We start from the raw sequence: 20,271 nt of genomic DNA, 5'->3' as shown, positions 1-20,271 counted from the left end.
ATTATTATTGTTATTGTTTTAAAATTATTTCAAAAGTACCATTTTTTCTACAGCTGTAGCACTTCCTTTGCATTTTTCTTGATTTTGACTTTTTGCAAATATCTTAAAAATATACGTACCTTTTGCTACTGTGGCACCAAAATCATCTCTTCCGTCCCATTCTATAGCCTGACGCGGCGTTCTAAAGCCCTGTAGGAACGGTTCTGCAACTACCGGCTGAGATAAAGTTCTTACCAATTTTCCGGTAATGGTATATATCTGAACATTTACATCCAGCATATCATCACAGTTATGTTCAAACTGAATGTATGTCTTGTTGGTAAAAGGATTCGGCCAGTTTAACGGTCTGTTAATCACCAGATGCTGGTCTGCTTCATCCTTAACTTCAAAATTTAACGTTGCAGTTGTAGAATTATTGTTTATATCCCAAACTTTAAATGTCAATTGATGCTGCCCTGTGGAAAGATTCCTGAAAGGATAGGTAACATTCCCTTTCTGATAGTCTGCCAGACTTGGATTGAGGCATCCGTTTCCTTCGCCGGAAGCAAAAAAATCATTTAATACAACGGTATTGATAATTTGGCCGTCCAAATATACAGTAATATCGTGACCGATACCAGACCCTGTAGAATTAATTCCCTTGTCATCCGTAATACATGCAAGCAGCATTGGGTTTTGATCTGTAATACCACCATCGGCAAAGTTGGTGTTATTCATATAAAGTTTCACTTTCGGCGGCTCATTGTCATTAATCCCGTTTGGATTGATATCTCCTACCTGTACTGCCTGATTATTGAATACATCGCTTGCTTTATTATCTGCATACCCAAGAATTCTTCCTTGTCCCACAGCATAGTTAATATCTTTAGGTACATAAAATTCTACCGTGAATACTCCGTTTACGGCAGTTCCCGAAGCTTTTACAATAGCACTTCCTTCTTCTGTATATTGTAAAACAGGGGTTAGGCCGCCGTCGTTATTCAATGTGGTTTTATTTAATCTTTTGTCAAAAATATTAATGACCACACGTCCGTTGAAAGTTGTATTAATCGTTCCGTTCGGATTATTGATGTGTCCTGTTACTTTAACAAAATCCAAACCTCTGATAAGTCCCGGAACCGGAGTGTCAATATTATCAATGACAAGTAATCGTTGTGGTCTGCTCAGTTTCATCGCAGGATCTCCCAGAAAATTAACTTTCAGGTGGTCTGTTGCTGAACCTTTTTGCTTTTTGGCATTCAGGTGTGCAATTCCGAGTGTCTGAAAATCATCATTATTCAGTTTAAAAATATTCTGGGTGTACAGATTGGTAAAATCCACTCCGTATCCTACATCAATGGCACGGCTTGAAGTAATCATAGCGGCAGGACCGCCCTGTTTCATTTTAAGGAACTGTTCACCTGCCGAAGAGGTATCAGGCTCATCCCAAAGCGTAAACTCACAGGTAATGGTTGAGACAAAAGGAAATCTGCTGTACACATTAGAAAAATTGTTGGCATTCTGAATTTCAGATAAGGTTAAAACTCTTTCCTGTGCCCATCCGTTGATTCCTCCATGTCCGAAATAGAACATATACAGACTGTTTCCTATGTCATTTGAGATAGCCTGGTTTACCTGAGGATATCTTTGTCCTCCTGCGGTACTCTGTGCCTGAAAAGCATCAAGATATAATTTCCTTACATTGTATTCTTTGAGTACCTGCGTTGGCTGCTCAAAAACCGTGGCCAAAGAATTATTCATAACGGTATGGAAAGGTGTTCCGCCGTCATTATCATCATCTACGATAAAGTCGAGCTTCATTTTCCATTCTCCGAATGGAGTAGACTGTCCTGATAAATTGTTGTAATAAGCCAGGGTTTTATCCATCATATTGGCAGCCTCCGTCACATTAGCAGCAGGAAGTCTTCCAACAGGGAGATCTGGCAGACTGTTGGTAATAAATTCGGTTGTTTGTGGCTTCGTCATTACAATATAATCATCTGTAACGAAAGATCTTATCACATCGGAAGATTCTTCACTTTGATAACTTGTCACAACATTGGAATTATTGGAGACTCTGTTTTTAAAATCATATGAAGTGTCTCCTAAAATAAATACATATTTTAAGGTTCCTAAAGGCGTGTTCAGCTTTGTTACAAAGTCCCTGATTGCCGTAAGATCTCTGCTTCCACTCCCGAATTCATTATATATTTTGTCCGTATCAACAATCTGTACATTATAATTGTTTTTGGTCTGATGATAATTAGCAAGTCTCTGCGCCTGTCCCATCATTTCCGGAACGGTAATGATCAGATAATCTATATTCTGAAGTGCAGAAAGATTCTGGTTATTGATACGTCCTACAAATTGTGGAGAATAGGCAGCATCTGCTTTAAAAGCTACAAATTCATTATTAAAATTTTGGTCTGCCGCAGTATAAGCAAAATTAAATGTTGTATTTCCTGCTGCTTTATTCACTCTTCTGTTGGCATTGGTGATGTCTGTAACGTCCCATATCTGTTCTGCAGAAGAGGCATTGGATAAGCTGAAACCATAAGTGGTATTGCTGCCGCTTACCAAAGAGAAATCCCTGAAATTCATTTGTGTACCGTTGAAGCTAAGGTTATCCTTATATTGTACTTCAAGATAATCTACATAAAAATTTCCGTTGGGATTTACCGTAATGTTCGGTTTTAGGTTAAATGTGATCTGATTTCCGCTCAGTCCTGTTATTAGCCCGGAATATCTCAATGGGAAAAACTCATTGGTTCCTCCGGAGTTTGCAGATGGGATAACCGTGTTTAAAGGATTTTGCGTATTAATATCAAATGATATGCTGTTTTGCTGTGATTTATATCCGATTACCTGCACTCTGTATCGTATCTCATCACCACCCTGAATGGCTGAGGCTGTAGTAAAAGTTACTGCTTTATCGGTTGTAAACGGAGTGTCTTCAACCCATAATCTCCCTACTTTCATCAGATTTTTCTGGTCTTTATTTACTACCTGATAATTATCAAATCTTGTAATAAGTGGAGTAGCAGGAAGGTTAACGTCTACATTCTGAACCCTTTTTCCCGGACCTTTATCAAAATTGATATAATAATAAGAATAATCTTCATAAATGTTTTTCACATTCTCACTTCTGTCACTTCTGGTATCTGTTCTTTTAAATCCGTTTCCGTTGGAAGTATTGTAAAGATTATACCCATCCGGTCCTTGTGCATAGAACAATGCATAATCACTATCATGCCACACACCATCATCTTCTCCCACAACCTGGATGGCATTTTCCTGAAGCGCACTGTATTTCACATTCTGATTAAATTCGGGAAGCATGATGCCTCCGTTTCCGTAGATTCTGAAGTTTTTAGGATTTACAGAAGACGGATTGATGCCGTTGTCCTGCAGAAACTGTTTTGTAATTTTAAAAATCCCGGATTTGTCAACCTTAATCTTATAAAAATTTCCGGTTGATAAAGGGTTGGTAGTGGTTCCTACTTTTAAAGTGTTTCCGAGGCTGTTTGAGGCACTTGTTTCTGAAATTTCAAATGAAGACAAACGTTTTACCTGTCCTTTTTCTCTTTTAAATAATGCTACGTTAATATTTGCATAACGCTCTCCTTCAGAATTATAATAGGCAACGTCTTTAATTTCATAATCAGGAAGAAGATCTTTGCTTATCTCATATAAATCTTTTGCAGGGATATTTTCCCATACAGGATTGGAAACTTTTAACTGCTTTTCACCAACCTGTTGTCTGGTTGTTATAAAAATGTTATTTTGGCTGAATGAAAATCCCTGATTTTTAAAATTGGGAAGATTGAGTTTGGTATCACCATAATCCCGGATTTTAGAGCCATCCCATTCTATGGAGATTCTCTGAGCCCAGAATGTTGATACGAAGCCTAATAAAAATAAAAGCGAAATTTTTTGTTTCATGTTTATTGTTGAAATTTCTGAATTACAAAATAAATGAAAATTTTATAATTAAATTGTGATACAATAAAATTAATTTGTTAACGTTTTTCAAAAAAATCAACTCTTTACTTGATTTATTGAATAATTTATTTTTTCTTTGTACTTTGAAAATATTTATATCGACTATGAAAAAACTAAAGTTGTTTTCATTAATAGCATTAAGTTCTACACTTGCATTAACCAGTTGCGGAGGATCTAATAATGGCGGCGGTACTAAAAAATTTGTCAGCAAAACAGGTTGGAAACCAAACGAGAAACAAGGTTGGTTTTTTGCAGGAAAGCAACAAAAACAAAAGGGTTGGCCGGGAATGGTATATGTAGAAGGTGGAACTTTTACAATGGGATTAGTGAAAGATGATGTTATGCACGATTGGAATAACTCACCGCGCAGAATGCAGGTAAGTTCCTTCTTTATCGGGGAAACTGAAATTACTAACTACGAATACCGCGAATACCTTACATGGTTGAAGTATGTATTCCCTCCAAGCGATCCAAGCTTTAAGGAAATCTACAACGGTGCTTTGCCGGATACCTTATTGTGGGACAACAAATTATCTAGAAATGATTACAACGAGACGTATTTCCGTTCTCCGGAGTTTGATTACTATCCTGTAGTGGGAGTATCTTGGACTCAGGCAAACAGATATTGTGAATGGTTGTCAGACAGAGCTAATGAAAAAGCTTTGATGCAGGCAGGTATTATCGCAAAAGATTTGTATATCAACGAATCTAATAACCAAGGCGGAACTGCATTCAATATGGATAAATTCAAATCGAATGATCCTGAAATGCAGGGCTATATCAACGAAAAAAGAATGCAGCAGAAAACAGGTTTGAAAACAACAAACCAAAGATTGCTTGCTGCCAACAGAGCTCCGAACGCTGCGATGGTAACAAAATTCAGACTTCCTACAGAAGTAGAATGGGAATATGCAGCTTTGGGAATGGCTAAAAACAGAGAGTATAACCAATACATGGGTAAAACACCTCAGATTGAAAAACTAAGAGGTACCAAAGGAAGAGAAAGAGGTATGTTCCTTGAAAACTTCAAAATGGGTGCTGGTGATTACTCCGGTATCGCAGGTTGGAAAAACGACGGCTCTGCACAGACTTCTGATGTTAGACAATTCCCTTCCAATGATTTAGGGATCTATGGTATGTACGGAAACGTTGCAGAATGGACAGCAGATGTATACAGACCAATTATTGACGAAGACTTCAGCGACTTCAACTATTACAGAGGAAATATGCCTCAGGCTATTGTAAGAAACGGAGACGGTACTTACAAGATGGTAGATGAAAACAGCATCAAGTATGATACTTTGGCAGACGGAAGATTGGTTTACAAAAACCTTCCGGGTCATTTTGAAAGAGAAACGATTGCTGATTACAGAAACTACAGAGATGGCGACAGAATGTCTTCTTTAGACTACAGAAATGCTTCTGATTCTGCTTCAACATACGATATGTACAACTCTCCTAAATCAAGATTTATTGTAGATGGGAACGGTAGAGTAGTATTACAGAAAGACAGAAAAGAAAGAACTTCTGGAGTTTCAAATGATGTCAGAGTTGTAAAAGGTGGTTCTTGGCAGGATACAGCATACTGGTTGGATCCGGGACAAAGAAGATATAAAGATCAAAACAAAGCATACGGATGGATTGGATTCCGTGTTGCTCAGGATGCAAGAGCAAACGATAAGAGTAGAACAAGAAGATAATATTTATCAAAATAATTTTCAAAAAACCTTCCGGAATTCTGGAAGGTTTTTTATTTTTGAACCATGAATACAGAACAGTTTTATCCTTTGTTTTTAAAAGCTGCACATGTTGTAATCGACAGCAGAAAAATTGAAAAAAATGATATTTTCTTTGCCTTTTCGGGAGAAAATTTCAATGCAGCCACATTAGCCGAAGAGGCCGTCAACAAAGGGGCATTGGCTGTTATTGTAGAGCGGCAGGATTACGAAAACCCTGAAAAGAATATCTTTTATGTTCCTTCAACCTTAGAGTTTTTACAGGAGCTTGCAAGATACCATAGAAAAAAACTTCAGATTCCTGTAATCGGGTTAACGGGAAGCAATGGGAAGACCACAACAAAAGAAATTATCCATGCCGTACTTTCCGAAAAATTCAACGTGCAGTATACCCGTGGAAATTTAAACAATCATATTGGCGTTCCTTTAACCATTCTTTCAATTAAACCTGAGCATAAAATGGCGGTAGTAGAAATGGGAGCCAATCATCAGAAAGAGATTGATTTTTTATGTACAATCTCAATGCCTGATTTCGGGTATATTACCAATTTCGGGAAGGCACATCTGGAAGGATTCGGAGGAGTTGAGGGTGTAATTAAAGGGAAATCTGAACTATACGACTATCTTAAAAATAACTGCAAAACAATTCTTGTGAATGATAATGATCCCATCCAGGTTGAGAAAACAAAAGAGTATTCAGGAAAAATTACATTCGGAAATGCAGAATCGGATTATCAGTTTGAATTGGTTTCAGAACAGAATTTTGTAGGTTTAATATATAAAAACCAAAAAGCTGTTTCAAAACTTACGGGGGAATATAATTTTACCAATTTATGTGCAGCGGCAAGTCTGGGGCTTTATTTTGGAATTGACTTTGATAAAGTCATTCATGCTATTGAAAATTATACTCCTACCAATATGCGTTCTCAGGTTGTTGAAAAAGGAAATAAAACTCTGGTTTTAGATACTTATAATGCTAATCCGAGTTCGATGGCTGCTTCCCTTAAAAACTTTATTACTTTCGAAGGCTCAAAAACAATCATCATAGGGGATATGCTTGAGCTGGGAGACGAAAGTGAAAGAGAACATCTGGCAATTTTGAAACTTGCCCAGGATCTGGGATTTGATGAAATCATCACGGTAGGCAAAATTTTCAGAACGGTCAATCATTCGCCATTAAGTTTTGAAGAAACATCATCTTTAACGGAATACCTGAAAAAGAATATAATTACCTCGAAAAATATTTTACTGAAAGGCTCAAGAGGTATCGCTCTGGAAAAAGCAATAGAGTTTATTTAATCTTTGTATTCCAAAATTCTCTGATAATAAGTCTGATATTTTTAAATGTGCTTGGGAAAACTTCTTCTTCGATCTGGAGGGTATTTTTCCAGGCAACTTCAGTAATGCCTTCTTCAATCTGAGGTTTTGAAGTATCTTCACCATCAAAGTTCATTTCAAACCAATGCGTGCATTTCAGTACTTTATCACCGTTTCTTTCAATATAAATATGATAAGTAGTGTTGATGAAGCTTAGCAGTTCCACATTCTGCAATCCTGTTTCTTCTTCAATTTCCCTTACCGCAGATTCTTCACGGGATTCTCCCTTTTCCATTTTTCCCTTCGGCAGATCCCATTTTCCAAGTCTTTTGATAAAAAGGATATCTCCTTCAGGATTACTCACAATACCGCCTGCAGCTTCTATTATCCTGAAAAGTTTCTGAAATTCTGACCAGATCTCATCGATATTTTCCCCGAAAACGTTTAATTCCTTTACAGATGTATTTTCAAGAAGATCAAGAGCGATCTCCAGGCTTGTGACGTTTTCGTATCCAAGCGTTTTTTCTAAGTTTTCAGATTGCTTAGACAACAGTAATTTTTTTTCGTTCACAAAAACTTTATACATATATTTGTAAGAATTAAGAATTTAATACAAAAATAAAAAATGAATTTAGAAGGACGAAAGATTATTGTGAATAAATCATCTAAAGACCTGGTAGAAATCCTGAAATCTCCTGAAAATTACAAAGATTTCATGCCGGATGGTTTACAGAAGTTTGAAACGAGAGAAGACGGATTTAAATTCGGGCTGCAGGGCATGCCGGAAATTGCTCTTAAAATAGATGAAGTCACCAGTGATAAAGCAGTCTTGAAATCGGCAAGCTCCAGTCTTGATTTTTCACTGACAGCAGCTTTGAATCCTGTTAATGAAAACCAGACAGAAGTACAGATGTTGTTTGAAGGAAAGTTTAATCCGTTTATTAAAATGATGGTGGAAAAACCTCTTCAGAACTTTATCAACACCCTTACCGATAAGATCGAAGCTTATAAATAACAGTACCTCCGCAAACGGAGGTTTTTTTATGCAATAATTCCGGAACTGTGATCATTCGGGCTTCCCGTTGCGGAAGCAAGTACGTTAATTTCATTATTCAACCTTAAAATTCCCATCAAAGCAAAAATCAGGGCTTCTTTATAATCGATAATTTCTTTTTCAGGAATGATAATTTCAGCCTGTGTTTTATCCCGGATTTTTTCAATTAAATAGTGATTGTACGTTCCACCGCCTGTAAAAAGGACATTTTTAAGATGATTTTTATTAATCACCTTTGCAATCTGGTGAGCAGTATGTTCGGTAAATGTCGCTATAGCATCAATATGGTCCACGTTTTCAAATAATGGAAATATATTTTCATTACACCATTCAATTCCTAAAGATTTAGGATGGGGCTGATGGTAAAATTCTAATGAATTTAATGATGAAAGAAGGCTTGCATGAATAGTTCCTTTTTTTGCCAAATCTCCGTTTTCATCAAAATCTTTACCTAAATATTGAGCCAGTTTATTGAGAACAATATTTACTGGGGCAATATCAAAAGCAATTCTCCTGCCTTCAGACTGTAATGAAATATTGGAAAAACCTCCGAGATTAAGGCATGCATGATATTCAGAAAAAAGAAGTTTGTCACCAATTGGCACCAATGGAGCTCCGTTACCACCCATTAAAACATCCTGGCTCCGGAAATCATAAACAACAGGAATACCTGTTTCCAGCCTGATAGCACGGCCGTCACCGATCTGAAGGGTAAATTTTTTTTGAGGCTGATGGTAAACCGTGTGGCCGTGAGAAGCGATAAGATCTATGTTTTTAAGCCCATGCTTTTCAATAAAGCTTTTTACGGTTTTTCCTAAAAAAAATCCGTATGCAGAGTTCAATTCCAGCAGTTTTTCTGCGGAAAGATCTATCGCATGCTTTAAGTCATTGTAAAGATTTTCAGAATAAGAAACCGTTTCAGCTTTTATAATTTCGAAACTCCATGAATGAACTTTTTCAAATTTTACAAAACAAATATCCAGACCATCTAAACTCGTTCCGGACATCAGTCCTATCGCATGGAAAGTCATAATGCTATTTTTGTTTTTCAGATAGTTTGTCGGTAGTAAAATCTCCCGAATTCTGGTAAAAAACATATTCGGAAAAATCATCCTTAGCGGTCATTCCGTGTGCCCCGATCAGTGTTGATCCGTCTTTCATCGTTACATATACCGTATCACGGGTATAGATTCTTTTCTTTCGCTGATCCCAGAAAACGGTCTGCATGGCAAACCTTTCATTTTCATTCGTTGTAATTCTTACATCACCTCTGGCTTCGTAAAATTGCTTGTAATCGTAGAATTTTGCATATTTTGCTTTTATGGTTCCGGGTACTTTTGGCTTTTTTTTATCGAAAAAAAGAATATTCACTCCTTTTCTTGCCACGGTATAAGGACTGTCGATAAGCTCATATTTTTCAATAATGGGAGCTTTGGCCCGCATCGTTACAAAACCGGAATCCCGCTGAATAATATTGGCGTTATTGATAATCTGTGAAGCAAAGTTTTTATTGTTTTTACCTTTGTTATTGGTAAGGTCTTCCTCACAGGATGTTACCATAAAAAATATAGCACAACTAAAAAGGTATGCTATATTTTTTTTATATGATATGTTTCTGAAGAACTTCATTTTAGTTGTATAGAGTCTTTCTGAACCACTTATCTGCAAAATTAAAACCGACTCTCAGGTTAATATAGTTTTGGTTGATGAGATTATTTTTAAGTGTTCCTCTTTTTCCGACTTCAAGGCCCAGTTCAAGACCGCTCATCCTTGTAATGCTGCTGTTCTTAAATGGCAGAAGAACTCCTCCGGAAACCCCGAATTTATTGATATTTTGTCCAGCAATCTGTAAGCTTCCCTTTTCATAAAAAGCTCCGTAACGGTATACGATTCTGGAAAAATAACTTCTGAAGTTATTGTAATTCGGCAAATACCAACCTCCGGCAGAAATTCTGTAAGAATCCTGAAGATCCAAGGACTGTCCGAAATAAGCAATGCTTTCTCCCTTTTTATAATCTCCCTGAAGGGATAAGAACCATTTGTTTTCTTCTCCGTATCCTACTCCTAAAGAGGCTTGTAATGGCATAAGATTTTTAGAATCCGTACTTCTTTTCTCAATAATACTTTCATTGGCTTTTATAGTTTGCCCGGCATCAGAATAGAAATAAGTACTGTTTACATAATCAGTGGCCATGTTACTGGTATTACCAAAAGTAGTGGTTGCACCAATCGTAAGTTTTCTGTCGGTACTTGTATTTAGGTTCTGGTAGCTTGCTCCCAGCGTAAAGTTAAAATTTTTGATGCTGTTTTTTGTTTCATAACCGTTAATAAGCTCTGCGCTGGCATAAGTAAGCTCATTCAGGTCATAAAGGTTACCAAAATAGTAGTTGGCTCTCGCTCCAACGGCAAATTTATCATTAACTTTATAGCCTAATGCAATCTGAGCGGTATTTAATGTTCCGCTTCCTTTAAATCTGTTGGCTCTTTTATCGTATACTACACCATTTTCGTCTGTAATGTCATCGATATGAACAATTTCATAGCTCTTGGAACTGTAAGGCTGATAAGAAAGCCCCATTTTCAGTTTCGGAGATAATGGAAAAGCCAGGGAAATATTGGATAAATACGTAGAATGTTTGGTAGACTTCGTATTGTTATAATCTGTTTTAAAGTAATTATTTTCGTTGGTAGCTTCCAGCTTAATACTTGTAAGCTCGAAATTAGCATTGTTTGCAGGGTTTGCAAAGTTGAAATTACTGGTAAAATCGCTTATAAAAGCTGTAGATATACCTCCCATTGAGGAAGTTTCGATCGTATTATCATATTTAATATCACCGATTCCGTAGGTCGCATAAGGTGAATTACTCAGATTCTGCGCGTTTAGGAAGTATCCGACTGATATTAATGATAGTACAAAGATTTTTTTCATTCTTTATTTTTAAAACAATGCGCAAATATCTTAAATATTAATGAATTGTAAAAATTATAAGAGGTTAAAGTTTGTTAAGGACGATTAATAGACATAATTATGGTTAATGGTCAATCGTGAATTCGCTTTGCTTATGATTTTTGTACATTATTTATATATACATGATAAAAATTCACAATTGATTTGCGACGCAAAATTCGCTTACGAAGTAAAAATTCACATTCTACAAATTACAAATTTCTTTATCTTTGAGCCATGAATTGGGAGAACATTGCCGGACAGGAAAATCTGAAAAAACTTCTGAGAGAAAGTATTGCCGAAAACAGAGTGAGTCATGCCCAGCTTTTTGTAGGGAAAGAGGGGTACGGAACCTTGCCTATGGCTTTGGCATATGCAAAAGAAATTTTAAGCAGTGAAAATGAGCATGCTGCTTCAAAAGTAGAACATCTCAACCACCTTGATCTTCATTTCAGCTTTCCGGTTTTTACCGATAACAGAAATTCTTTAAGCAAAAACAAATTTGAAGAATTCCGGGAGATGATTATCAATTCTCCGTATTCGAGCTATGATGACTGGACTGCCTTTCTGGAATCAGAAAATAAGCAGCTTTTTATTTCTGCCGATGAAGTTGATGACCAAAACCAGAAATTTTCGTTAAAAAGTTTTGAAGGAGGAACCAAAATCCTCATCGTTTGGCGTGCCGATAAAATGAACATTGCAGCAGCCAACAAATTCCTGAAGTTTTTAGAAGAACCTCCTGCAAAAACCGTTATTATTCTTACCGCAGAAAGTACCAACGATATTCTTCCTACCATTCTTTCCAGAACCCAGATTGTGGAAGTTCCGAGAATCAACGATGAAGATCTCGAAGCATATCTGAAAAAGAATTTCAATATTTCTCAGGATAAAACAGGAGAGATTATCCATCAGGCACAAGGAGATCTTAATGCTGCTCTGAAGCTGATGCAATCGGGGAATAAAAGCGATGAATTTGAAAAGCTTTTTATTCAGTGGGTGAGGGACGCTTTTATGGTTAAGAAAAAACCGGAGTTCCTGAAAAGCATTATTTTGTGGGCAAGGGAAATTGCCGGCTGGAACCGGGAAAAGCAAAAAAACTTCCTCAATTACTGTTCAGAAATTTTCAGGCTTGCCCTGTTGCAGAATTACCAGTCGGAAGATCTGGTTTATAAAAAAATTGATGCCAATGGATTCAACTGGCTCGGGTTTTCAAAATTCATCAGCGGAGCCAATATCGAAAGCATTCTTGAAGAAATCAGTACTGCCGATCTCCATCTCACCAGAAACGGAAACCCGAAAATCGTGTGGACCGATCTGGGAATAAAATTATCACGCTATATTCATAAAGGTTAATAGGAAATTGTAAATAATTATCTCTCACAGCAACTATTACTACGGCGGTAAGATGTAAAAATGGAAAAATATTTAATATACTTACAAACAGTTTTAGCATTAATAACATTTTTATTATTATTCAGAAAAAAGAAAAAGCATAATGAAATAGATAAGAATAATAGATGGTTTAAGATGATCATGATAATTATTGTAGTTTTTTCTCTACTGTTAATTATATTTTTAATTTTAAATAATTCTATTGTTATCGATGAATCAACAAAATATATTGGCTATTTCAGATATTGCATATTAACAATATGGATAATAATATTGCTAATAATGCTCTTTAAAAAAGACAAATAAGAAGAATTGGCCTCAGATCTGAGGTCGGTAAAAGGATAAAATAGTCCGTTTCACTATTGTGAGACGGACTATTTATTTATCCTAAACAAGTCTAAATTCAACATGTTAGATTAACCAATATTAAAAATAAATTAAATTTAACATAAAAATCAATCAATCGTTTGATTTATTAAAAAACGGTCGTACATTTGCACCATCAAAATGAGAACATAAGAATGATTTCAAAAGAAGAAAATATACTGTTTGCTGCCGAGAAGCTTTTCGCTGAAAAAGGATTCGAGGGAACTTCCATCCGGGAGATTGCCAAAGCAGCCAATGTGAATATTTCGATGATCTCTTATTATTTCGGTTCAAAAGAAAAGCTGTACGAAAAACTTGTGGAATACAGGATGAATGAAGGACAGTTTTTTTCAAAAGATATTCTGGAAAGAACCGATATTAATGATTGGGAGAAAATAGAAAAGATTGTAGACCAGTTTGCAGGAAAAGTAAGACATCAGAAATGTTTCTATAGAATCATGCAGAGAGAGCAGTTGCATACGCAGAATCCTCATATTGTGGATTTCCTGAAACAGACAAAAATGGGATTTATTTCCATGTATTCAAAAATATTGGAAAGCGGGCTGAAGAAAGGAATTTTTACAAAGAATCCGCCAATTTATCTTCTCCATTCCACGGTGAGCGGGACTTTATTTTATGCATCCAATGCAAAGGAAATGTACAAAGAATTCCTGAATAATACGGATGAAGAAGAAATTTTTGACGATACATATTACACAGAGCTTAATACACATATAAAATACTTATTAAAAGACCTTCTAGGGTATGAAGAAAATAAATAACTCAGTTGTTGCACTGGCATTATTCATAGGAATTGCACAGGCAAATGCACAGGAGAAAAGAACACTCACTCTTGATGAAGCTGTGCAGTTGGGTATTCAGAACAGCAAAAATCTGAAGATTGATGCCGCTAAGATCGAAGAGGCCACGGCAGACCTTCTGGAAGCAAAAAACAGACAGTTACCGGAGCTGAAAGTTTCCGGAAGCTATATGTACCTTCCGCTAAAACCTAATATCAACATCAAACTTCCGGGAGTTTCCGGAGATGGCGGCCCTGAAGTACATCAGGTGGCTTACGGATCTGCCAACCTCAGCGTTCCTATCTACAGTGGCGGAAGAATAAAATATGGTATCGAATCTGCAAAATATCTGGTGGAAGCATCAAAATTAAGCACTGAAAATGATAAAGTAGCCATTGCCTACAATGTTGCACAGGCTTACAATAATCTTTTCAAGGCCAATCAGTCGATTAAAGTATTGGAAGAAAATCTTTCTGCTTCCCAAAAAAGGGATGAAACTTTCCTTAAAATGGAAAACAATGGCCTTATCGCAAGAAATGACAGGTTAAAAGCCAATCTTCAGACCTCAAACATAGAACTGCAGCTCCTTGAAGCCAAAAATAATTACAATATCGCCAATATCAACATGGATCTTTTGCTCGGTATTCCGGAAACAACGGAAATTGAAGTGGATGAAAACTATATTGAAGAAGGAGAGGACATAAGAACAGTAGATTATTATATCAACACGGCAAGAGAAAACCGTAAAGATCTTCAGGCGCTGGATAAGCAGAGACAGGCTGCAGCATTGGGAACGAAGGCGGCAAAAGCGGAAAACCTTCCTTCTATTGCTTTTACAGGCGGATATGTTGCTGCGGATATTCCTAAGTTTTTAACGATTTATAATGCAGTGAATGTCGGAGTCGGGATTTCCTATAATTTATCAAATCTCTGGAAAGAAAACTCTTCACTGAAACAGTCCAGAGCAAGAGAAATGCAGCTTACAGCCACCAATGAGTTATTGAATGATAACATCAAACTGGATGTCAACAGAGAATATCAGAACACAGATTATTCCAAAAAAAGAATCGCGGTATTTGAAAAATCTGCTGAACAGGCGAATGAAAACTACAGAATAACAAAAAATAAATACGACAACGGTCTTGCCACGATGACCGAACTTCTTGATGCTGATGCAGCCCAGATTGCAGCCAATGTAGGCGTTATCAATGCAAAGGCAGATGCGGCACTGGCTTACAGAAAACTATTACAAACTACAGGAACTTTAACAACAAAATAAATTAAGAGCGATACCGAAAATGGAAAATAATACTACACAAGTAACCGAAACTAAAAAGAAAAAAAGTTTAGTATTCCCTATTATCTTAGCAGTTGTTTTAATCGGCGGCGGAATCTATGGATACAGAACTTATTCATACGGACAGGTGCACGAAGAGACAGATGATGCACAGATTGCTTCCAACATGGCTCCCGTAATTTCAAAAATTTCTGGATATGTAGCGGATGTAAAAGTAAAGGATAACCAGTTCGTAAAAAAAGGGGATACTCTGGTTATTTTGGATAACAGAGATCAGAAAATGGCGCTTGAACAGGCAGAAGCAGCTTTGGCTACGGCAAAAAGTAATATTTCAAATGCGCAGGCATCCACTACAGCCACCTCTAAAAATATTGGCTCTTCTCAAGCAGCGGTTACTACAGCCAATGCACAGATTGAAGCTGCAAAAGTAAACGTCTGGAAAACTACCCAGGATCTAAAAAGATACGCGAATCTTGTAAAAGACCATTCTATTACAGAACAGCAATACGAGCAGGCTTTGGCAGCAAAACAAACTGCCGACAAACAGTTGCAGGTACTCATCGATCAGAGAAACCAGATTGCACAGCAAACCAATATCGCTTCTTCCCAGACAGCAGCAAGCTCCCAGCAGATCAGCGTGGCAGGTTCTGTTGCCAAACAAAGAGAAGTAGATGTGGAAAATGCCAGATTAAACCTCTCCTATACGGTAATTGTAGCTCCTGAAAACGGATATGTAGGTAAAGTTCCTATTCAGGCAGGGCAATATTTACAGGCCGGATCACAGTTGTTTGCTTTGGTTAAAAATGATCAGAAATGGGTAGTGGCTAACTTCAAAGAAACCCAGGTTGATAAAATGGTAGAAGGGCAGAAAGTGAAAATTGAAATTGATGCCTTCCCGGACAGGGAATTTGAAGGGGTAGTAAGCTCTTTCTCTCCAGCCACCGGTGCTACATTCTCTATCCTTCCTCCGGATAATGCAAGCGGTAACTTCGTAAAAGTAGTGCAGAGGCTTCCTGTAAAAATTGATTTTGTAAATCTTGATAAAGATGTTGCCAAAAGATTAAGAACGGGAATGAACGTAAAAGCAGAAGTTTCACTGAAATAAAAATATAAAGTGGATTGTCAATAATTGCAGAAGCAGCTTATATGCAGAGGAAATGAAGACGTTGCCGATCACAATGAAGAAAGTATATGTAGAGGTGATCGACTATGATGCAGAAATTAAGGCGAAGGCGATAATGACGACAGGCAATTGACAATTCACTTTTCAAAAAATAATATAAGAGAATTGTCAATGTATTCAGGAGCAGTTGGTGATGAGGAAGATAGGAAGAGGTTTGATCATCATGCTGGTGAAAGTTTGAAGATGAAAATCAGCCACCTTGTGGAAATGTAAATCAGGCTGATGATGAAGTGGCAATGTATGACGAAGATCAACATGAATGCTGAAATGAAGCTGTACACCAGACAACAATGAAGAAGATTATTGACAATTCACTTTTTAAATTAAGATTTTTTGGGATTCAGAATTATGTTTAATGAAGGATGATTTTTTTTCATTAAACCGGAAATTAATAATAAAGAATAAAGTTAGTTCGTTAAAACTTGTTCTGATTTCAATAAAGTTTCTGGATCTCATAATCTCTTTTTTAATACTATTAAAACAAACATGCAAGATTCATTAGTAGAATATGGAGCCCGAAGAGTAATCATCACGATTACAGCTATTCTTTGTGCTTTGCTTGAAATTGTGGACTCCACGATTGTAAATGTAGCCCTCAACGAGATGAAGGGTAACCTCGGAGCCACACTTTCTGAGGTAGGATGGGTCATTACGGCATATGCGATCGGGAACGTGATCATTGTACCGATGACGAGCTGGCTTTCGCAGCAGTTCGGACGAAGAAATTACTTTGCGGCATCCATTATTATATTTACCGTATTCTCATTCCTGTGCGGAAATGCCACCAACATTTGGGAACTGGTATTCTTCAGGCTGATGCAGGGAATCGGAGGAGGCGCTTTGCTGGTAACTTCACAAACCATCATCACGGAATCTTATCCCATCGAAAAAAGAAGTATGGCACAGGCAATTTACGGTCTGGGAGTCATCATCGGTCCTACACTGGGACCACCGCTTGGAGGATATATTGTAGATAACTTCAGCTGGCCTTATATTTTTTATATCAATATTCCAATCGGGATTGCAGCAACATTAATGACCCTGCAGTTTGTAAGAAGTCCGAAATATGCCGAAAAAAGAAAAGTTTCGGATGTTGACTGGATCGGGATCGCTTTACTGGCAATTACCGTAGGTTCTTTACAGTTTATCCTTGAAAGAGGTCATGAAGAAGACTGGTTTGAAAGTGGAATGATCGTTACATTCACCATCTCGGCCGTTCTCGGATTTATACTTTTCTTATGGAGAGAACTTACTTTTAAATATCCTATTGTAGAACTTCGGGTTCTGAAAAACGGAAATCTGAGGATTGGAACCATTATGTCTTTTGTTTTAGGATTCGGGTTATATGGCTCCACCTTTATTGTTCCACTGTATACACAAAGTATCCTGGGGTGGACAGCACTTCAGTCGGGGGCATTAATGATTCCTGCAGCATTGACTACCGCTTTCATGATGCCGATTATCGGAAGATTATTGTCTAAAGGGGCAAAACAGCAGATCTTGGTTTCTTTAGGATTGTTTATCTTTTTTATCTACAGCTTCTGGGGCTATAAAATATTAACACCGGATACCAGTAAAGACGCCTTTTTCTGGATGCTGATCGTAAGAGGAGCCGGTCTGGGATTATTATTTATCCCGATTACATCGCTCTCTCTAAGTACACTGAAAGGACAGGAAATCGGGCAGGGAGCAGCTTTTACCGGGATGATGAGGCAGCTCGGAGGATCATTCGGGATTGCAGCGATAACGACTTTCATTGCCAATGCCGGACAAAAATACAGACTGAACCTGATTTCGCATCTTGATGAAAATGATTTTGCTGTTCAGCAACGACTCCAGGCTCTGAAAGGAAGTTTCATGGCAAAAGGAATGACGCCTGATGCCGCCATGAATGCCGCCTACAAAATGCTTGATCTTTCAGTAACAAAACAGGCTACGGTTCTCTCCTATATGGATGTATTCCTCTATCTGGGTGTGATTTTCCTAATCTGTATTCCGTTTATTCTTTTCATTAAAGAAAGGAAAAGCAAACAGAAGATTGATCTGAGTGAAGCCATGCATTAAGTATATACCTTATAAAAACCTCCTTCGCGGAGGTTTTTTCATATCCGGCCGGGTTTTGCAGCGGTATATTGTCGGTTATAATGAGATCCTCTGCATTGTTTACAGTACTGAAGCTTATTTCACCCCGAAAGATCTCCGGCAGATAGCTCTGTTCACGTTCCGGATAGGTATTTATATATTTAAGACATATGATTTGACGTCTTATGTGTATAATTATATACCTTATATGTATATATATTAATCTAAAACACATCTCTATATATTTTATGCGTATATCTATAATATTAAAGCGTATAAATATAACAGTTAGGCGTATAAAAATATATCTTAAGCGTATTTCAATTTGTGTTGAAAGGTTTGAAGTAATAAATAACGTCTCCTGACACGCATCTGTCACAGTCAGGTTGTATATTTACAGAGTAAATAGAATTTTAACCAAACGAAATTATTTGTAAATGAGTTATTGCGCAGCCATAGACAGAATGCAGCCCGAAAGCAGGAAGGAACTGCATAAAAAATATCACGATAACCATTATGGTTTCCCGATTCATGATGACAATGAATTGTTCGGAAGACTGGTGATGGAAATTAACCAGGCAGGACTGAGCTGGGAAACGATCCTGAAAAAAGAAGAAGGCTTCAGGAAGGCGTATGATAATTTTAATATTCAAAAAGTAGCGGCATATACAGAAGAAGATCGTGAAAAACTCTTGAATGACCCCGGAATTATCCGAAATAAATTAAAGGTCAATGCCGCGATAGAAAACGCAAAAACCATTATCGAATTGCAAAAAGAATTTGGCTCATTTGAAAATTGGCTGGAACATCATCACCCGAAAACACTGCCGGAATGGATGAAGCTTTTCAAGAAAACCTTCAAATTTACAGGTGGTGAAATTGTGAATGAATTCTTGATGAGTATTGGGTATTTAAAAGGTTCTCACACGGAAGAATGTCCGGTTTATGAAAAAGTACTACAGCAAAATCCGAAGTGGCTGGAATGAGAATTTAACTTCTTCATAAAACCTTAATGGTTTAAATAAATGTTTGCGTAACGTCGTTTCGAGTAGCTTTTGAAAAAAGCATATCGAGAAATTAAAGAACCAATCCGAGGTTCTCGATACATTTTTCTCCGCTGCGCTGCGAAAAACACTCGAACTGACGTTACATCAATTTCATTTGACTTTTCAGCCGTTCGGTGAGCATCGTGATAATTCTTTTGTTAAAAACATTCTTGTCTGGAATATAGGTTTTCATCTCGTCAGCAGTAAACATTCCGATGGTCATTCCGATGAAAATATTTCTCAATGCGTGATCCTTCCGGAGACTCTGTTCAATGAAATTTATTTTCTTATCTGTTGTTAAAGAATTAAAATCTGGTATTTTGGACCCCGCATAATCCTGAAACAGCATAAGAAAAATTTCATTCTGTAATTTCAGGACAGGGCGTAAGATTTGATTCTGAAATACTTCAATTGGGCCTGTATCGTCTGATGCTGGAATTGATAAGTTTTCTCTAAGGTCTGTTTTATTAAGCATTATCGGGAATTTTATGAACACAAAATTACTTTAATTTTATCACTGATTTAATACAAAATCAATTCTCTTTTCAGCTTCTTCTTTTGAAATTCCAAGATAGAAATCATTTACAAAAGGATGATTATGACTTTCATGCGGGTATACAAACGGTCGTCCTATTTTATTATTTACAATAACATCTGTTGGAATGGGTTCCTCAAATGAATAATCCGGCAGATTATTGGAAAGCCAGCCAAAAAAGCCGCTTTCAAATTCTTCATTATGATAATTCTCAGCATATTCATTATAGCTTTTCTCACTTAAGGAAACCCATACTCCGTACTCAAGATCCTGGCAGTTTTCATTTACCTCCTGAACAAGTACTGCTCTTATAAAATAACAGGTCTCATCGGAATATCTGATGATACATAAATCTGCAGATAATTCTGAATTTGCTACTTCATCATCAGATAAATTAAAATAAGGATAAGGTACTGAATACGCTATGGCAGGCCAGTCCTCCTTTTCTTCGCCACAGCATTGACAAATGTATTTCATGATTTTTATTTTATTTGAGATTCCATTTTAGCGGTCTTTTAGATCAAACTAATAGCAA

General features: G+C 37.0%; 17 protein-coding genes. 10 read left to right on the top strand and 7 right to left on the bottom strand.

The features are described from left to right. Window positions 1–24: 24 nt before the first annotated feature. Entirely contained in the window at window positions 25–3,921 is a 3,897-nt protein-coding gene (gene porU, locus M0D58_RS06065; RefSeq protein WP_248394283.1) for a type IX secretion system sortase PorU, read from the bottom strand. 164 nt (window positions 3,922–4,085) lie between these two features. On the opposite strand from porU, the gene gldJ reads away from it, so the two are divergent. Next, entirely contained in the window at window positions 4,086–5,681 is a 1,596-nt protein-coding gene (gene gldJ / locus M0D58_RS06060; RefSeq protein ID WP_248394281.1) for a gliding motility lipoprotein GldJ, read from the top strand. A 63-nt stretch (window positions 5,682–5,744) separates the two neighbouring features. After that, window positions 5,745–7,016 (top strand): UDP-N-acetylmuramoyl-tripeptide--D-alanyl-D-alanine ligase, encoded by a 1,272-nt coding sequence (locus M0D58_RS06055; protein ID WP_248394280.1) that lies wholly within the window; start codon window positions 5,745–5,747, stop codon window positions 7,014–7,016. Here the strand turns inward: M0D58_RS06055 and M0D58_RS06050 are convergent. Beyond that, complete coding sequence (locus M0D58_RS06050; RefSeq protein WP_282569135.1) at window positions 7,009–7,620, bottom strand: NUDIX hydrolase; 612 nt, start codon at window positions 7,618–7,620, stop codon at window positions 7,009–7,011. The genes M0D58_RS06055 and M0D58_RS06050 overlap by 8 nt on opposite strands. Window positions 7,621–7,659: 39 nt before the next feature. Here M0D58_RS06050 and M0D58_RS06045 point away from each other — a divergent pair, with 39 nt between their 5' ends. Further along, complete coding sequence (locus tag M0D58_RS06045; protein WP_248394279.1) at window positions 7,660–8,049, top strand: SRPBCC family protein; 390 nt, start codon at window positions 7,660–7,662, stop codon at window positions 8,047–8,049. 26 nt (window positions 8,050–8,075) lie between these two features. Here the strand turns inward: M0D58_RS06045 and M0D58_RS06040 are convergent, their stop codons facing one another. The 3 genes from M0D58_RS06040 to bamG are packed head-to-tail and all read right to left on the bottom strand — an operon-like array spanning window position 8,076 to window position 11,017. Next, window positions 8,076–9,119, bottom strand: coding sequence for an anhydro-N-acetylmuramic acid kinase (locus tag M0D58_RS06040; RefSeq protein WP_248394278.1), 1,044 nt, complete (start codon window positions 9,117–9,119; stop codon window positions 8,076–8,078). A 4-nt stretch (window positions 9,120–9,123) separates the two neighbouring features. Then, the gene (locus M0D58_RS06035) at window positions 9,124–9,717 is read right to left on the bottom strand and encodes an LPS export ABC transporter periplasmic protein LptC (protein WP_248394277.1); all 594 of its coding nucleotides are present in this window, start codon (window positions 9,715–9,717) and stop codon (window positions 9,124–9,126) included. Between the two features lies 1 nt (window position 9,718). Further along, window positions 9,719–11,017 carry a BamG family beta-barrel-assembly machinery protein gene (gene bamG, locus M0D58_RS06030; RefSeq protein ID WP_248394276.1) on the bottom strand — a complete coding sequence of 433 codons (1,299 nt, stop codon included), beginning with the start codon at window positions 11,015–11,017 and terminating at the stop codon, window positions 9,719–9,721. Between the two features lie 255 nt (window positions 11,018–11,272). On the opposite strand from bamG, the gene M0D58_RS06025 reads away from it, so the two are divergent. From M0D58_RS06025 to M0D58_RS05995, 7 genes are all read left to right on the top strand, one after another. Beyond that, window positions 11,273–12,388, top strand: a complete 1,116-nt coding sequence (locus M0D58_RS06025; protein WP_248394275.1) for a DNA polymerase III subunit — start codon at window positions 11,273–11,275, stop codon at window positions 12,386–12,388. 60 nt (window positions 12,389–12,448) lie between these two features. Next, on the top strand, window positions 12,449–12,733 hold the full coding sequence (locus M0D58_RS06020) for a hypothetical protein (RefSeq protein WP_248394274.1): 285 nt from the start codon (window positions 12,449–12,451) through the stop codon (window positions 12,731–12,733). A 215-nt stretch (window positions 12,734–12,948) separates the two neighbouring features. Then, the gene (locus tag M0D58_RS06015; protein ID WP_248394272.1) at window positions 12,949–13,575 is read left to right on the top strand and encodes a TetR/AcrR family transcriptional regulator; all 627 of its coding nucleotides are present in this window, start codon (window positions 12,949–12,951) and stop codon (window positions 13,573–13,575) included. After that, window positions 13,559–14,872: a TolC family protein gene (locus tag M0D58_RS06010; RefSeq protein ID WP_248394270.1), complete on the top strand. Its 1,314-nt coding sequence runs from the start codon at window positions 13,559–13,561 to the stop codon at window positions 14,870–14,872. Before M0D58_RS06015 ends, M0D58_RS06010 begins: the two co-directional genes overlap by 17 nt. A 19-nt stretch (window positions 14,873–14,891) precedes the next feature. Continuing rightward, window positions 14,892–15,995 (top strand): HlyD family secretion protein, encoded by a 1,104-nt coding sequence (locus tag M0D58_RS06005; RefSeq protein WP_248394268.1) that lies wholly within the window; start codon window positions 14,892–14,894, stop codon window positions 15,993–15,995. A gap of 564 nt (window positions 15,996–16,559) precedes the next feature. Then, on the top strand, window positions 16,560–18,137 hold the full coding sequence (locus M0D58_RS06000; protein ID WP_248394266.1) for a DHA2 family efflux MFS transporter permease subunit: 1,578 nt from the start codon (window positions 16,560–16,562) through the stop codon (window positions 18,135–18,137). A gap of 455 nt (window positions 18,138–18,592) precedes the next feature. After that, window positions 18,593–19,141: a DNA-3-methyladenine glycosylase I gene (locus tag M0D58_RS05995; RefSeq protein WP_248394264.1), complete on the top strand. Its 549-nt coding sequence runs from the start codon at window positions 18,593–18,595 to the stop codon at window positions 19,139–19,141. A 160-nt stretch (window positions 19,142–19,301) separates the two neighbouring features. On the opposite strand, the gene M0D58_RS05990 is transcribed toward M0D58_RS05995, so the two are convergent. Continuing rightward, window positions 19,302–19,676, bottom strand: a complete 375-nt coding sequence (locus M0D58_RS05990) for a glyoxalase (RefSeq protein ID WP_248394262.1) — start codon at window positions 19,674–19,676, stop codon at window positions 19,302–19,304. A gap of 39 nt (window positions 19,677–19,715) precedes the next feature. Then, window positions 19,716–20,213 carry a DUF2199 domain-containing protein gene (locus M0D58_RS05985; protein ID WP_248394260.1) on the bottom strand — a complete coding sequence of 166 codons (498 nt, stop codon included), beginning with the start codon at window positions 20,211–20,213 and terminating at the stop codon, window positions 19,716–19,718. Window positions 20,214–20,271 lie beyond the last annotated feature (58 nt).

It is taken from the genome of Chryseobacterium nepalense (assembly GCF_023195755.1).
GTDB lineage: Bacteria > Bacteroidota > Bacteroidia > Flavobacteriales > Weeksellaceae > Chryseobacterium > Chryseobacterium nepalense.
The sequence above is the reverse complement of the archived record's forward strand: the minus strand, read 5'-3'. Positions and strand labels throughout refer to the sequence as shown.